At 36.4% G+C, this 15,827-nt stretch carries 16 protein-coding genes; 8 read left to right on the forward strand and 8 right to left on the reverse strand.

Going from position 1 to position 15,827, the window contains the following annotated elements:
* Positions 1-120 precede the first annotated feature (120 nt).
* Together ACNSTQ_RS13685 and ACNSTQ_RS13690 are read right to left on the reverse strand one after the other, a co-directional pair.
* The gene (locus tag ACNSTQ_RS13685) at positions 121-1,440 is read right to left on the reverse strand and encodes a cell wall-binding repeat-containing protein (RefSeq protein WP_418200378.1); all 1,320 of its coding nucleotides are present in this window, start codon (positions 1,438-1,440) and stop codon (positions 121-123) included.
* Positions 1,441-1,533: 93 nt separating this feature from the next.
* Entirely contained in the window at positions 1,534-3,774 is a 2,241-nt protein-coding gene (locus ACNSTQ_RS13690; protein ID WP_418200379.1) for a DEAD/DEAH box helicase, read from the reverse strand.
* A gap of 880 nt (positions 3,775-4,654) precedes the next feature.
* Between ACNSTQ_RS13690 and ACNSTQ_RS13695 the strand changes: the two genes are divergently transcribed.
* The 3 genes from ACNSTQ_RS13695 (at position 4,655) to ACNSTQ_RS13705 (ending at position 6,631) form a co-directional block, all read left to right on the forward strand.
* Positions 4,655-5,602 (forward strand): 3'-5' exonuclease, encoded by a 948-nt coding sequence (locus tag ACNSTQ_RS13695; protein WP_418200380.1) that lies wholly within the window; start codon positions 4,655-4,657, stop codon positions 5,600-5,602.
* A gap of 362 nt (positions 5,603-5,964) precedes the next feature.
* Positions 5,965-6,147, forward strand: coding sequence for a DUF3918 domain-containing protein (locus ACNSTQ_RS13700; RefSeq protein ID WP_418200381.1), 183 nt, complete (start codon positions 5,965-5,967; stop codon positions 6,145-6,147).
* A 232-nt stretch (positions 6,148-6,379) separates the two neighbouring features.
* Entirely contained in the window at positions 6,380-6,631 is a 252-nt protein-coding gene (locus tag ACNSTQ_RS13705; RefSeq protein WP_418200382.1) for a hypothetical protein, read from the forward strand.
* A gap of 130 nt (positions 6,632-6,761) precedes the next feature.
* Here the strand turns inward: ACNSTQ_RS13705 and ACNSTQ_RS13710 are convergent, their stop codons facing one another.
* Positions 6,762-7,295 (reverse strand): DUF3189 family protein, encoded by a 534-nt coding sequence (locus ACNSTQ_RS13710; RefSeq protein WP_418200383.1) that lies wholly within the window; start codon positions 7,293-7,295, stop codon positions 6,762-6,764.
* A 249-nt stretch (positions 7,296-7,544) separates the two neighbouring features.
* On the opposite strand from ACNSTQ_RS13710, the gene ACNSTQ_RS13715 reads away from it, so the two are divergent.
* Positions 7,545-7,664: a DUF6254 family protein gene (locus ACNSTQ_RS13715; RefSeq protein WP_275118153.1), complete on the forward strand. Its 120-nt coding sequence runs from the start codon at positions 7,545-7,547 to the stop codon at positions 7,662-7,664.
* Positions 7,665-7,781: 117 nt separating this feature from the next.
* On the opposite strand, the gene ACNSTQ_RS13720 is transcribed toward ACNSTQ_RS13715, so the two are convergent.
* Positions 7,782-8,360 carry a hypothetical protein gene (locus ACNSTQ_RS13720; protein WP_418200384.1) on the reverse strand — a complete coding sequence of 193 codons (579 nt, stop codon included), beginning with the start codon at positions 8,358-8,360 and terminating at the stop codon, positions 7,782-7,784.
* A gap of 342 nt (positions 8,361-8,702) precedes the next feature.
* Here ACNSTQ_RS13720 and ACNSTQ_RS13725 point away from each other — a divergent pair, with 342 nt between their 5' ends.
* From ACNSTQ_RS13725 to ACNSTQ_RS13735, 3 genes are read left to right on the forward strand one after another with little or no spacing between them, the layout of a single operon-like run.
* Complete coding sequence (locus ACNSTQ_RS13725; RefSeq protein ID WP_418200385.1) at positions 8,703-9,347, forward strand: hypothetical protein; 645 nt, start codon at positions 8,703-8,705, stop codon at positions 9,345-9,347.
* Positions 9,348-9,355: 8 nt separating this feature from the next.
* Positions 9,356-9,823 carry a hypothetical protein gene (locus ACNSTQ_RS13730; RefSeq protein ID WP_418200386.1) on the forward strand — a complete coding sequence of 156 codons (468 nt, stop codon included), beginning with the start codon at positions 9,356-9,358 and terminating at the stop codon, positions 9,821-9,823.
* Positions 9,824-9,852: 29 nt separating this feature from the next.
* Positions 9,853-10,281, forward strand: a complete 429-nt coding sequence (locus tag ACNSTQ_RS13735) for a ferritin-like domain-containing protein (RefSeq protein ID WP_418200387.1) — start codon at positions 9,853-9,855, stop codon at positions 10,279-10,281.
* A 218-nt stretch (positions 10,282-10,499) separates the two neighbouring features.
* Here ACNSTQ_RS13735 and ACNSTQ_RS13740 read toward each other — a convergent pair whose 3' ends face one another.
* Positions 10,500-11,765, reverse strand: a complete 1,266-nt coding sequence (locus ACNSTQ_RS13740; protein WP_418200388.1) for a hemolysin family protein — start codon at positions 11,763-11,765, stop codon at positions 10,500-10,502.
* Positions 11,766-11,945: 180 nt separating this feature from the next.
* On the opposite strand from ACNSTQ_RS13740, the gene ACNSTQ_RS13745 reads away from it, so the two are divergent.
* Positions 11,946-12,149 carry a hypothetical protein gene (locus ACNSTQ_RS13745; RefSeq protein ID WP_418200389.1) on the forward strand — a complete coding sequence of 68 codons (204 nt, stop codon included), beginning with the start codon at positions 11,946-11,948 and terminating at the stop codon, positions 12,147-12,149.
* A gap of 361 nt (positions 12,150-12,510) precedes the next feature.
* Here the strand turns inward: ACNSTQ_RS13745 and ACNSTQ_RS13750 are convergent, their stop codons facing one another.
* From ACNSTQ_RS13750 to ACNSTQ_RS13760, 3 genes are all read right to left on the reverse strand, one after another.
* Entirely contained in the window at positions 12,511-12,945 is a 435-nt protein-coding gene (locus ACNSTQ_RS13750) for a PaaI family thioesterase (RefSeq protein ID WP_418200390.1), read from the reverse strand.
* 302 nt (positions 12,946-13,247) lie between these two features.
* Positions 13,248-14,381, reverse strand: a complete 1,134-nt coding sequence (locus ACNSTQ_RS13755; RefSeq protein WP_418200391.1) for a zinc-dependent alcohol dehydrogenase — start codon at positions 14,379-14,381, stop codon at positions 13,248-13,250.
* A 238-nt stretch (positions 14,382-14,619) separates the two neighbouring features.
* Positions 14,620-15,408: an enoyl-CoA hydratase/isomerase family protein gene (locus tag ACNSTQ_RS13760; RefSeq protein WP_418200392.1), complete on the reverse strand. Its 789-nt coding sequence runs from the start codon at positions 15,406-15,408 to the stop codon at positions 14,620-14,622.
* Positions 15,409-15,827 lie beyond the last annotated feature (419 nt).

Raw genomic sequence — 15,827 nt, forward strand, 5'->3', positions numbered from 1 at the left:
CTCCTTTAAAACACACCAAATAGTATAATATGGTTAATTTACTCCTAGATATTATTTTTGTCAATGTAAAAAGCAAAAGGAAGTTGGCGGTTTGCTTACGACCAACTTCCTTTTTATCAATTAGTGATGGGCGTGATGATCTCCGTGTGCTGAGATGATTTCGAGTTTTTCGTCAATAATCCCTTGAGTTTGGTATGAGACTACATCTGTAGTTCCTAATAGATAGGCGTGATTATAAGGGCCTTCAGTCGGTTCTACATCAAACATTGGTTTTAATAATGTTAAGAAATCGTACCATTCATCCGTTACCTCGCCTTCTTCTAACCAAACCATCGGTGCATGTTTCCCTAGATGAGCAAAAGGAGCGGCAAGAATAGCAAGTTCAGGCGATGCAGTGGACGCTATCATAAGACCATGTCCAGGCTGATTAACGCCCCAGCCAAAGTTTGTTGTTCGATCTTTAAATTTTGCGAATTCAATTGAAAGTTCAACTGGTGTATCTCCTGAGATTGTAGTAACTGTTCCGTATTCTTCTAATTGCTTGACAACCTCTTGAGAAATAATATCTTCAGATCCAAGTACATAAATTTCTGCGTTACCATTTCGTCGCTCTAACGCTTCAATCGTTTCTTGGGGAAGCTCTGAATGCGTAACATAAAGTACCGGTTCGGACATATGAGAAATCCAACTTCCAGCAGGTATAGAATGGAGCTTTGCTTCCTCATCCATTGAACTAATAATTACCCCATTTGGCGTACCGTGGGTCAGTTCAGCGTAAATTTGATCAATCTCATTTGCGAATGCTGCTGCTTCAGTTTCCGTTGTTTGATCAATTTTAAAGTCAGCCAATTTATCTAATTCTCCGTAATTAATCGTTCCCATGACCATCACTTGAGTACCAGCAACATTTCCTTTTGGTTGCAAGCGGTTTATTTCGGTAATCACCCTGTCTGGAATAGCTCCATTTTCAGTGTAAAATAACGGACCATCATTTGGATGGTGAACAAGGTTCAAACTAGCGAGTGATAATTGCCAGCTTTCAAGCGGGGCCAAAATAACTGTACCCGGCTGATTTTCTTCATGCGTTGCAGGCCAAATCATTTGTGACGTCATAATTGATAATTCGAGTGGATCATCCGAAGGTAGTCGTGTAATATTTTTTGTATTAAAATGCAACAAGTTTTCGGCGGCTTTATCATTGAAATTGGTTGGTGCAGTAAGTGTATCACCGTGATGATGACCACCGTGTTCTGTCTCATCAGCATGACCGTGTGCATGCCCGTGATCGTGTCCCTCTTCCACATCTACTTCTTCTTGAACTTCTGTTTCTTCAGGAGTTGGACTAGCTTGATCGTGATCGTCATGATTAGCGCAAGCTCCTAAAACAGTAATGAGTGCCGCCAGCGTAACGACGGATAGTGTTCGTTTAATCTTTTTCATAGATTGTCCTCCTATGTACTATAAGTCGGTTCTTTTAAAATGTACTAAAGAAATTTGAAGAAAGTTTGCAGATTCAAAAGTTCACAATTTCTTCTAAATAGGCAATTGATCTAAAAACTGTTCAACAACTGCTTTTGAATCAAGTCTGGCAGCAACATATGGAGGGTGGTTTCGCTTCATCGCTTCAAGCGGAAGACCTAACCACAACAACTGTTTGTCAACAATAACAAATGGAAAAGGAACTTCTTCTCCAACCCATTCATAAGGTTGATCGATACTGTGTTCAATTGCTGAAAGAATGGTTATTTTAACATGACTTGAAATAGCTTTCAATTGCTCCTTCCATACGCTTGGCAATGTCATAAGATTTGGTAACGAGAGAACAATCGAGTCACTCACACTTTCCAGGTCTTGAAAAACTCGTTCTAATTTTAAGGCGTGAATCCATTGAAGACGTGGGTGTTGATTTTTAATCCATGTCCCAATCTCTTGTGGTGTTACTAACTGCCGATTGTCCGTTTGGTATTCAACAAGTTGTCTCAGAGTTTTTCCGCGGAATACGCGTTGTTTGATAAAAGCAGTATTACTCACGTGAATAAATTTGCCTCTGGTTCTAGTAATTGCAACATTAATAAGGCGCTCACTCTCTTTTCCAATTAACAACATCCCTGCTCGTTCTTCAGGAAACGTATCAACCGAATCAAAAATCATCACATCCCGCTCACTTCCTTGAAAACGATGCACGGTCGCAGAAATAATATCAGCGATTGCCTGCTCCTTCTCATAAAGGTCATTCAGTAGAAGATCCATCATTTGTGCTTGGGCACGATAAGGCGTAACATAACCAATCGACTTCGCTTGATCGGAAAAAGCTTCATGAATGAGCTGGAATGAGAGGAGTAACTGCCACGGATTAAACCGAGATTTTGAGTTCCTCTCTTGCAACCCATATTCTCCAGTGTAACTGGTGTCGACCATTATAGAAGCACGCTTCGGAAACGGTTGTTGATTTACAATCTTTTCGCGTTGTTTAAGAACAGACGGGTGATCACCTACGAGACCTTGATAAATATATTGGTTTGTAAACGCAGAAACCTCAGGATGCATTCGTCGTTGTTCTTTTAAAAGATACAAATGTGGGTGAAGTGTTCCTCCATTTACGACATCAACAATACCAGCACGGTGAAATATATCTTCCTTTAACCACCGATCAACCAATTCATGCCTAGCTGCAGCTATCGGTGGCAATTGTTTAAAGTCTCCACATACGACAACCCGTTTTCCTAGAGAAGCTGCAAAGGCTGTTTGTGGTATATAAGCCATACTTACTTCATCGACGATGACGACATCATATTCTTCCTCATAGATTGTTGCATCTGTGGCTGCTTTTGCTAATGTCGTACAAACAATAGATGCTTGTTTTACATATTGAATTTCTTTTTGACGAATTTTCTCTAACACTCTCGCAATTTTCGATTCAATTTCGAGTAATTGGTCTGTATCTCTTTTGCTAAAAGACCTGGCTAAATCTTGTTTTAATCCTCGACGTTCTGTTAAAAGAGTTTCACGTTCTTCGGCTAAATGAGGCTCGTATTTTTCGATTAGTTGACTTGTCGTTAATGCTTCATGGAGTTGAAGTAATTCCCCGACTTGTGAACCGTACCGAAGGACTTCCCCTTCCTCAAATTTATTTTTCTTTTGGATAAAAGTTGCGATTTCACTTGAAAGGACGTCAACAGCCTGATTACTGTGTGACAAGATCAATACGCTTCTTGCGTTAAAATACATATTGGCAGCAACTCGTGCTAACGTGTATGTTTTACCGGTTCCAGGAGGTCCCCATACGAAAGTTACCGGATTTGCTTTCGTACGTAAATACAACTCATGTGCAGCAGTTTTAGCTGGTTCAGCTAGTTGTTTCGCTTCCATTGTCGGATCCATCAACCTCTTCACTCGCGCTCGTCTCTTTTTGCTTTTCTTGATATCTTCTAGACGTTCGATCAATTCATCAAGCAATTCCCAAGGATCATATAACAGGGTCGCTTCTGAAATAAGGTCGCCGATCGATTGCTCAACGGATAATAAGATGCTTTTTCCTTCAGATGAGAGGATTCTTCCGTCTTGTTTCACGTTCCCCCATTCTAAGCGAACGTTCGAACCGACAGGAACGCGTAAGGGGGATGTTGTTTCGAAATAATAGGTACAAAAATTATCATTTGATAATAGATGCCCTTTTACAACTCGATACTTGTTGCTACCATACTTTTTTAAGTGTTGGATCTCTATTTGAAGTGCTTTTTGCCATTCTTTTATATAAGTTAACGTACTGGTCATTGATCTCTTCCTTTTGTGTTTGTCCCTGTGAAATTTTAAGTGCAAAAGTATAATTACAGTGAGAAGTCTATTTTGCTATGCTCTATTCACATTGAAAGTTAATTCAGAAAATGGTAAAAATGTAGCCTCTTAGCTTTAAAAATATAATCCTAACATAATTAATGAGGTTTCACTAGACATCCTAATTCAGCAACCCAACTAAGATAAATGGTCTAACTTATGCTTTGTCCCATTTATTTGAAAACTATCACTATTCTTACTTTGTGTAGTTTTTGCATATGTTTTGTGCTATTCCCATATAATAATTATTGTCTCCTAACTCATACATCACGAACTGGCCTGGGCTGATACTTAGGGTTAGGGGACGCCAAATATGACCTAAACAGATTTGTGATAGTACTGTAGAGAAAAAAACAATTAAAAAAACGCGTTCCTTATTAAAAATGGAGAGACGCGCTTTTTATGATAGTTATATTTTTTTACTTTCATTTACGTTTGCGTCTAGACCTTGTTGGAATTCTCCTTTATATTCCACTAGATCAATGTGACACCCTAGACCGATTCGAATGTTCTGACCTCGGACAATTTTTGCGGTGCTACCTTTAACTATAACAGTTTCCCCATTTTTGAAATCAGTTCTTCCTCCATTTATGGTCACCTCTACAACTTCAACTTAAAAATAATGTAACATAACACTGTTACGTTGAAATGCCTGCAATCATTTTTTTATTTATGTATAATGAATATTGAATTTCTCCCATACACTTCAATAGAGCTGTTTTACTAGTAAAAGTTATGAATTTAGTCTTTAGGAAGGAACTGGACCTATGATTTTTTGAGAGATTAGCTTATAATTACTTTTTGGGGAGGAGGTAATGATATGGCAGATGTTCAACAATATGTGTTCTTTGATTTTGAAATGCTTTGTTCTAATCGAGGTATGCCTTTTGAAGATATGGAGGCGATCCGTTTAGGTGCTGTTAAATATGACCTAGCAACCGAGAATATCGTTTTTTTTGATGAGTATATTCGTCCAACAAAATTTAAACCACTCTCTGCTTTTTGTAAAAAGTTGACCGGGATTCATGATCAAGATTTAGTTGATGCAAAGGATTTTCCGACAGTTTTTGAAGAATTTCTGACGTGGGTTGGCGGAATTAAACGGACAAAGTTCTTCTCTTGGTCACCAAGTGATATTTCCAGGTTAAAACTAGATGCTCAGAGGCATGAGATTTCATCTAGAACGGTAAAAAAAATCGTTCAGCGTTATGTAGATTTCCAAGCCATTTTTACGAAACGAGTAACAAAAGAAAATGTTTCAGTAGAACGTGGTCTAGATTTTTATGGACTAACTTTCAGTGGCCAACAACATAATCCGATGCATGACGCCTACAACACTCTTCAAATCTATTTAAGTTTTGTAAACGATCCAACAGCAAGTGATCTAATTATGCTGAAGCAATTCATTTTCCATGAGGCTGAATATATTTCACAAAACCGTAAAACGTTAAATCAAGAAATTAAAAAGCAATTAGAAAAAGATGTTCATTCCTTTTTATTTGAATTAAAAGAAATTTATAAAATGAAAGACGCCTCTAAATTAACAAAACGAGCGCGACGACTTTCTCAAAAGTATGAAAATATCTTAATTAATCAATCTGGTATGTTCGAGGAAGATGTGATGGATGATATTCGATTGTTAGTGGATTTTCATCATGAACTACAATTATCGTTTGAAGAACATATGAATCATGCTTCAAAAATCATGATTTTACCAGAAAGTATCGTTCAACCAATGAATGATCTTTCACTGAAGCGAGGATGCTAAGCCATCTAGCTTCATACATATTTAAATAATTTATACCATAATTCCCCACCCTTCGTTTTTTTCAATACTTCTCTCCATCCCACTTATTTTCATGTTATATATTTTCACTATTGCTGACACTCTCCTCTTCAGCTACACTCCACTTTTCATCATGACTCCATATAACTGTTTATTTTACTCCACTTTGCATCATGATTCCCTTTAAATGATTTAGTTCTATTTTCTCCTCTTTTTAAAACACTATTTAAGGCAAAAATTAGCTGCGTTTGTAAGCTTCCCCTCGCATAAATACAGTCGCAAAAGCTGAACATAACTAATGTTTGAAACAATCTTCAAACAAATTACGGAGGGGGAATTCACTCATGAACATGTTCGGTAAAAGACGAAATAACAATCGTAATGGTTTAATGTTGTCTTTAGTAGGCTTAGGTGTAGGTGCTGCAGCTTACGGGATGATGCGCGGTCGAAATAACAATAACAACAATATGAACATGAATAACATGATGGATACTGTAGGACGAGCGATCCGACAAGTTCGTGACTAATTTTTGTAAAAAACAACCTCGAACAGCTTATCTCAGATAGGCTGTTCTTTTTTCAACCTTTTAGTTCTGAAAGGCATTTACTTTTCAGGTTTGCTCTCCATATTCCGGTTAGAAATTCCTCCGAAAAGCTTGATCATTTTACCTAAAAAGAATTATGATAAAACAATACATATAAAAACATATATCTTGTAAGAAACCAATGAAAGGTAGTTACAGTAAAGGAGGAACTCAGATGAACATACCAAAATACCCTGAAGGCTTTGACGAATGTGATCGCACTAAACGATTATCAGAAGAAGACCTAGACAATAAGATCAATGTAGAGATTGAATATATGATACAGTATATGACTCGTAATGATACAGAAAACTATTCGAAAGCATTTGAAGATGTTTTAATTATGATCGACCGTATATATGAAGATGACCAAACATATTACGAAATTTCCGTTGCAAAACAACATAGCCGAGCAATTGTAAGGTAAAAGTTTTTTACAGGTGTGCAAATATGTTTTTCATAAAAAAACTGACTTCCTAGAAACCGTTAGCACTCAAGTTGTTGAAACCACAAAAGTATTGTGAAAACAGCATGGAGCTGACGCTAGGAAGCCAGTTTTATTTTACATCCGGTTTAATTGTACTCACTTTGAACTTTTCGTTTTCTAATATCTCAATATGGTTGTCTGTTGTTGATGCAATGGCCTTCGTATGTTCAACCAATTGAATGACCGTGCGATGTGCTTGTTTCGCCCCTCTAATTAACAAGGGCACTCCAATAAAATCAATACCAAACCGCCTTGAAAATAATCCCCCAAAGGTCATAGCAACTGGAACGGTTGGTGAACAATTAGAGAAAACAATTTGATCGATTTCTTTACCGTCGTCTTGCAACAAAGAAATGAAGGAATGAAGAGCTGGTATAACAGCAGTTGATTTCCCTCTTCCTACCGTATACACCTTATGTCCACTTTCATCTTTCCCGTGATAAATAAACCTTCCGAAGTCTCCAGGTGTTAATTTATTGAAAATATCAATTCCTAATATTTCCTCTCTTGTTGGCTCTCGATCTTTCGGTAGTTTATCAAGATGGTAAGCTGCGGCTAATGCCGAAGAATGTGTTCCTGCAAAGCAATTATAAACATAAAGCAAAGCAACGCTCCTCCTTCATGTACAAATGATCCGAAAGTTGTCTCATTTTGAATACGATAGGATTGTCATATACCTTGTAAAATACCTTAGTTTAACAGAAATTATACTTGGCAAATAAAAATAACATAGTGAAACGGGGCTTTCTTTTACCAAAATGCACTACATAGCAAATTGAATACATGCTAAATTAAATCGGTAAACTAAGTTCGATAAGACATTTACAAAATAAAAATTAGGGTGTGAAAGCAGATGTCACAATCAAAAAGTCAAGAAGACCGTCAATTTAGAAAGCGGAAAGAAGCACAAAATCCACATGGTAAAATAAGATCATTAAAAGAAATCGCAGCTGAAACACCACCTAAAGAATAAATAGAATCTTAATCAATGACGGACGTTTAATTCAACAACTGAAGACTCAGTTTTAGACCGTCGATAATCTCTTACGAAGAAAAAACAGGCGGGGTAGTCTCCCGTCTGTTCCAATGGTCATTCGTTTTTCTCCATCGACTTGTTAAGCTTGGCTAACATTATATTTAAATTATGAAAGGCAAACTGGTCTGCTGCTTTTTCGTGAGGAATATTTCGATATCTCTTTTTTTCTTCATGAGTATGGCCATACTTCATTTCTTCTATAAAACGCTCGTAATAAAATTCGCCACGATTAAAATAATCAAATAAACGATCTCTCTTATCTCGCCCTTTTCCTCCAAGCAACCCGTGACAAAGATGTCCGACTTCATGTAAACATATAAAAGCCGCGTACTCATAACAAGAGACACACAATCTTTTCATGTCTAATAGGTATTCTTTATTTTTGTAATCTTCAGCAATCGCCATAATGTTCATATAAATAATTGGTTTGAAATCCCCTTCATCATCAATTTCTAATTGTCCTGGATAGTTAATCGGGGCATCTGAAATGTAAAATGTAACATCTTCAATAATGTTTTGATAAATCGAAGTCTCTAACCATGTGACGGTAGTACGAATCCCCTCTAGCGCCTCAATGATATGTTGTTTCTTAATTTTATATTTCTCACGAATCGTCTCCTCAGTTTCATACATAAATTCTAATGCTTCTATCTTTTTAAATGCCCGACACCTCCCTTTATTTGGTTCTCGTGGAAGCTTAGTTAGAAAAGTTTATTCTCAAATTGATTAAGTTATGTTTGACAGATAAGATCTTCTTAAAGATGACTTTTGTTGTTCCAGACGAATAAAATGAAAAAATTAACAAAATCTATAAAAAAGCACTAAGAAGGATGCAAACATGGATAATCAATCCGCTAACAAAAAGCACGTTACTATCGAGCATATGTAAGTTCTTTTAATACGAATGTAATCCACCCTAAAAACCCATGGGTACCTGCTTGGTGGTCTGCAGCGTTTCCAGGCATGGGACATTTAATGCACGGTGCGTATATCAAAGGGTTTATTCTTTTCATCTGGGAATTTGTCGTCAATGTTAATTCTCACATTAATGAAAGTATGGTTTATTCATTTACTGGTCAGTTTGACTTAGCAAAGGAGGTAATTGATACGAGGTGGGTTTTACTGTATATTCCTGTCTACATCGCTTCCATTTGGGACAGTTACAGAAAGACCATTGATATTAACAAAATCTACGTTTTAGCTAATAAAGAAAAGGCTCCTATAATTCCATTTAACCTTGGTCCTATGGGATTAAACTTTTTAGATAGACGGCAGCCGTGGCTAGCAATGGTTTGGTCATTTCTCATGCCTGGCATGGGTCACCTTTACTTAAAGAGGATGCCGACTGGTTTCTTTCTTTTGTTTTGTTGGATGTTATGTACATACTTTTCTAACATTCTCCCTGCTTTTCATTTTTCGTTATTGGGAGAGTTTGCACTCGCTACTGCAATCCTTAACCCACAATGGGCATTGTTTATGCCATCTCTTTATGGTTTTGCCATTTATGAATCATATTCATTGGCTGTAGAATACAACAAATTGTATAAGATGGAGCAATCAGAATACTTGAAAAAAGAATACCAAACACTGCAGTTACATTTGATAGATAGCAAAGGGTGAAGACTTTTATGTTAGTCGTATCCTCATTTGAACAATCGGCTTCTTTAGAAATTGCAATTGCTAATTTAGAGCAAAATGGAATACCAAAAAATAAAATTTTAGCTGTTCCCTTTGATAGACGACGAGAAGAGCGAAAACTATTTGATAGTATCCATCGTTCTGATGGTGTAAGTTTATTTGATGTAGCTGCAGCTTTAGGAACCGCTTTTTCTGTATTAGGTGCAAGCTTTGGGTTTGTATTGTATTGGGGGCCAATAATTTGGGGCTTAATTGGCCTTGCAGTTGGTGCTAGTTTAGGGTTTATCATCGATTATTTTTTTACGAAAAGACATTCAAAAAATCGGAAGGAAACAAAAACACCGTCAACAGAGGTCGTATTAATTGTTGAATGTGAAGCCGCTCAAAGTCATTTGGTAGAAGATATTCTTTGGTCTAATCTCGCTTTAGGTGTCACTCAAGTATCAAAGTCAATTTAAACCACAACTAAAAGCTAAAGGAGAAAACAATGAACGAAAATCACGTTATCGATACGCTCAATGAGTTTTTACAAGGTCAATATATGGGTATTCACGCCTATGAACATTTAATAGCAAGATTAGAAGACGATCAAGTAAAACAACAATTTCAGATGATACAGCAAAACCATAAGGAGCATGCAATGCGAGTAGCCGAGCGAATTCAAAACTTAGGTGGGACACCAGTCGATGATGAAGGGATTATCGGATCAATACAAGGGTTTATGAGCCAATTTACATTACCAGAAGCGACCGAAGATATTATTGAGTCAGCAATCAAAGGAGAAAGTGATTACGGAATTGGCATGTCAGAAAAAATCATTAGAGGCGATCTAGATCCTGAAAGCTATCAGCTCATCGAACAAATCTTTGATGAAGACCGAAAACATGTAGAGTTTTTAAGGAATTTACTACACTAATTCGTTTGACCATGCATTAAATCAACCGTAGTAGATTTAAACCTTACTATTGTACATAAGGTTTAAGACAGGACATGGTCATCCTGACTTATATTGTCAAATGCTATTAAGTTATCAACATGCGGTAAATGACGTGCTATATTCTAGCTGCCAAAAAAGAAGCAATGGACCTAAACATCGTATCCATTGCTTCTTCTAGAGCTTTGTTGAAAATATAGTTATGCAGTTTGAACTCCTGAATCGATTTCAACTGTTGCTTTTTGAATTCGGCGATTACGAACTTCTTCAATAGAAATTCGCATGTTTTCGTAAACTATCGTCTCCCCTTTTTTGGGAAGATAGCCGAGTGTGTCCGAAATCCAACCACCTAAAGTATTTGAGCTTGTATCTGGTATCGAAACATTAATAGACTCGCAGAATTCCTCTACTGAAATTCGTCCGTCTAACCGAAGTTTACCGTCTTCGAGTACTTCAATTAATTGTTCGTTTTCATCGTGCTCATCCCAGATCTCACCAACAATTTCTTCTAAAATATCTTCGATTGAAATAATACCAGCCGTACCTCCATATTCATCAAGAACTATAGCTAAATGAACTTTACTTTTTTGTAATTCCTTAAGGAGGTGAGAGATTTTTACCGAACCAATAACAAAGTGTGGCTTACGAATGATTTCATCTAATGAAAACGACGGTTCCTGCACGTACTTTGTAAAAAAGTCACGGTGAGAGATAATTCCGATAATATTATCAATCGAACCATCGTATACAGGGACGCGTGAATATTTTTCGTTAATAAACACATCTTTAATTTCATCAATTGGTGTATCCATCGACACCGAAATAACATCGGGTCTTGGTGTAAGAATGTCCTTAACGACAATATCATCAAATTCGATTGCATTATGAAGAAGTTCCCGTTCTTGAGTGTGAAATGTCCCTTCCTCTTCTCCAATTTCGACTAAGGCCTTTACATCCTCATCTGTCACACTTGGCTCTTCTCCTTTATCTCCCATTAGTTTATTAATTCCTAATTTGAGTTGAACAAAAAGCCATGTAATTGGATAGAAGATTTTCATGACTGCCCTCAAAGTGGCAGAAATTGCAAGTAAATATTTTTCTGCATACTGCTTTGCTAACGATTTCGGTAAAATTTCACCAAACACTAAAACTAATAAGGTTATAACGACCGTCGTAACAAGTAGTGTGCTGCCGTTACTACCATACATGTCAGTTGCAATCTTAGTCGCAATCGTCGCCATCGCTATGTTAACAATGTTGTTTCCAATTAAGATGGTTGATAAGCTTTGGTCGAAATTTTCTGCCATTTTTAATGAGCGTATTGCTTTTACATTATTTTGCTCAGCTTGATTTCGTAACCTCACTTTGTTTACGCTTGTAATCGCAGTTTCCGACGCAGAAAAATATCCAGATAACAATAACAATGCCCCTAATAAGATTATCGAGTCATAGGGTATACTGTCCAAAATTCCATCACTCTCCTGAAATGTATTACTACTAATATATATTAAACCTACAATAATTAGCAATGTTTTTTACATAAAGATAAAATGATCTTCATAAAAATGAACATTTGTTCAGTCTTGTCTCTATTACATATTTTTCTTCTGGAGAAAGCAACCTAAAACGAAGGAGGTGTTATTAAGATGGAAAAAGAAAAACAAGGAAGCCAAAACATGCCCGATTTTAATAAGATGTCGGACCGAATGATCGTCGAACCAACGGACAGTCCTACTTTTGTTATGAAAACGAATCTAGACACAAAAGATGCTACCGAAGATAATCCTTATTTTAAAGAAAAAAACAAACAACATACTAAAGAGTTTTGTGATTACTTTGAAGAGGAATAATTGCTACCCATTAAGCTAGGGAGTTTCCCCCTAGCTTTTTCAGATGTTCATGCAAATTTAAAAGGATTATTTATTCTTTCATTAATATTGATTTTCCCAATCTTGTATGTCCTCCAAGGAGTGGCTTGCGCTTTCAGACAGAGTTCTTTACTTGTATCACTGCTCGTTTCCACCATTACATTTGTAGCCATTCTAATAATATATTTAAATTCATCTGCTCTCATTTACATATTCATATATAACGGATCTGGACTAATTGGTTATGGTGGTGTTAAGTTTTTTCGCAAGAACATCAGCTAAAGTTGCCTACATTGCTATAACAATAAAAACGTTAAAAAGCCAACATCAATCTGTTGACTTTCTAACGTTTTTTCACTCTGTAAAAAGTTCCTGATGTGGTACTGACTAGTACACCATCTTCATTATAAATATCACATTCTGCAAATGTAACATTGTATCCATCTTTAGAAAAACGGGCTTTAGCAATTAATTTCCCACTTGTGACAGCATTCATGTGAGTCGTTTTTAATTCAAGCGAAACATATGGATCTTCCTTAAATCGAAAATGTAAATGACCAATTGCAGTATCAGCCAAATACGTAAAAACCCCGCCATGCACTGTACCTAATGGATTAAACATCGCTTCACTTACTGGACACTCGATTGTACATTGCCTTTTCTGTTCATCGTATGAAAATTGAAAATCAAAAAATTGAAATAGAAACACTTTCTCATAAGTCAGTTCAGTTTTTTCAGCTGCTCTTTGCGCTTGTTTTATTACGGATTCTTTGTCCAACTTTTCTTCCCCCTAATATTCAAATCAACTTAAATTCATCTATAATATTACTTTCGATATTTAATAGAGAAATTCCTTCTCTTGGAAAAACAACATCTCTTAGTTTAAACATATACGATGAGTTGGTGGAATAAAAATCATTTGGAGGAAGGTTATCTATACAGGAATTAAAAAATATAAGAGACTGATACACAGTTAATTACTGAATTTATAGTTACTAAATTTTCGATAATAATTTAGTAAGTTTATATGATTGTGCTTCTTCAGGAATCTAGCCGTCAGTCTCTTTATTTTATCGTGGTTTACGGTTTTAAAACGACTTTAATACAGTCATCTTGATGGTCGTTAAATATTTTATATGCCTGACTTGCATCGTCTAGTGAAACTTTATGGGTAATTATTTCTTTTGGGTCATATTCACCGTTAACAATTTGATCATATAACATTGGCATATAAGGAATAACTGGGGCTTGTCCCATCTTTAACGTTATATTTCTTGCGAAGAAAGCACCTAACGGGAACAGGTTATAATTTGAACCGTATACACCTGTAAGATGAACCGTTCCATTTTTTCTTACCGCCTTAGTCGCAATTTGGATCGGGCCTAAAGTTCCTCCTTGAAGCTTTAACTTTTGTTCGATGAACTCAAGCGGTGATTTTTTACCGTCCATTCCCACACAATCAATGACAACATCTGCTCCGCCTTGTGTAATTTCTTTTAAATGTTCCCCCATATCCGGAAACTTAGTGAAATCATATACTTCGACATTGTTCATTTTTTTCGCGTGATTCAAACGATAGTCCAAATAATCGATTGCAATTACCCGCTTCGCCCCCTTCATCCACGCATATTTTTGTGTCATTAATCCAACAGGGCCACAACCGAGAACAATGACGGTATCTCCTTCTTTTACACCACTATAATCGACGCTCCAATAAGCAGTCGGTAACACATCTGATAAAAATAACAATGACTCATCCTCTAATTCACACGACTCTGGAATGAGAAATGGCGTAAAGTTACCAAACGGTACTTTTAAATATTCGGCTTGTCCCCCAGGATGATCACCAAATTTTTCAGTGTACCCAAAATACCCGCCCGAGTCGTAATGCGGATTCGAATTATCGCATTGACTCGTTAAATCATGTTCACAGTATATACAGTGCCCACATGCAATGTTAAAAGGGACAACGACTCGATCCCCTTTCTTCACTTTTGTGACTTCGGGTCCAACTTCTTCCACGATCCCCATTGGCTCATGTCCAATAATATAACCATCCGGTAATGGCATATTACCTTGATACAAGTGCAGATCAGAACCACAAATCGCTGTGGATGTAATTTTTACAATAATATCATCTTTTTTTTCTATAGATGCATCAGGTACATCTTTGACAACAACATTGTTAGGCCCTTGGTAAGTTACAGCTTTCATCATTTCACTCCATCTCGGTTTATTTATCCGTTTAATTTCTATTGTTTTGTATGACTTAATGTTCATTAACGGCTCAAATTCATGTAAATATATTTAAAGTGTACCCATTTGAACAACTAAAAATAGATCTACATATAACAAAAACAAAACCCCATTTAACCAAAATGGGGTTTTGTCTATTAATGCTTAAAGTCGGAGTCCGAATAACAACGGATTTCAACAGTATAATCTAACATAGCTAGTTCTTTAAAAAATCAGCCTCGCGTTTTTCTAAGAATGCTTGAATCCCTTCTTGACCTTCCTGACTGATTGCTCGCTCAGACAATGAAGTCGCTTCAATTGCCATTTGGGATTCCAATGTTTCTTGTAAGGAATGGGCAAATAATTTCTTAGTTGCACCGAAAGCATGGACAGGTCCTTTTGCAAGGTTTTCTGCTAACTCCATAACAACATTCATTAAGTCGGCTTCAGGAACGACATCATTTACAATGCCCCATTCGTTAGCTTCTTGAGCATTTAACATACGGTTAGTGTACATCAATTCCAATGCTCGTTTCATTCCAACGATTCGGGGTAAAAAGTAGCTACCTGAACCATCAGGTGTTAAGCCAATTTTATTATAAGCCATGACAAACTTGGAGTTATTAGATGCGTAAACGAGGTCACATGCACACGCTAAACTCATACCAGCGCCTGCTGCAATCCCATTTACAGCACCGATAAACGGCTTGTTCATCCTAGCAAAATAAGAGATGGCTTGATGCAAGTAAGCGGTAACATTTTTTAAATGCGTACCAATCTCATCTCCTTCTTTCGCAAAACTTTTTAGATCTCCACCCACCGAAAACTTATTTCCCACTCCTGTGATAACGACTGCGCGAATCTCATCATTTTCTGAGCAGTGAATTGCTACTTCCATTAATTCTTTTGCCATTTGAAGATCAAGTGCATTTCCAGCTTCCGGTCGGTTCATTGTAACGACACCGACATGATTTTCTACAGTTAATACAACACGTTGCTTTTCCATATTTGTTCCTCCCTGTAAAGTTTATTTACCATTTCATTCTAACAAACTTTGTAGACAAAAATAAGAATTTTGCAATTTTTTTATATTCTCATATAAAAGGTTGGTTATTTTTTCAGGAATGATCCCAAAACAAACAATATACTCTTTTAACACCTACTCTTCTTTATCAACGCTAAACTTTTTAAAAAATTCTAATATATGGGAAAAAGGTAAATGTTAATCTCTTATAATGATGAAAATAAATTGTTATAAATTTCCTTTGGGAGAAACTTGCATTGTCCTACTCGAAACTGCTATTATAAATACAATTATTTTTGCTCCATTCAACATAAAGAACAAATACTTACATAATAAGTACTGAGTTTCAAACGTGTTATTGGACAAAAATAGTAATACTATCGTGGTATATATAACCACTA

Origin of the sequence: Alkalihalobacterium sp. APHAB7, assembly GCF_048323755.1 — a bacterium.
GTDB lineage: Bacteria > Bacillota > Bacilli > Bacillales > Bacillaceae_F > Alkalihalobacterium.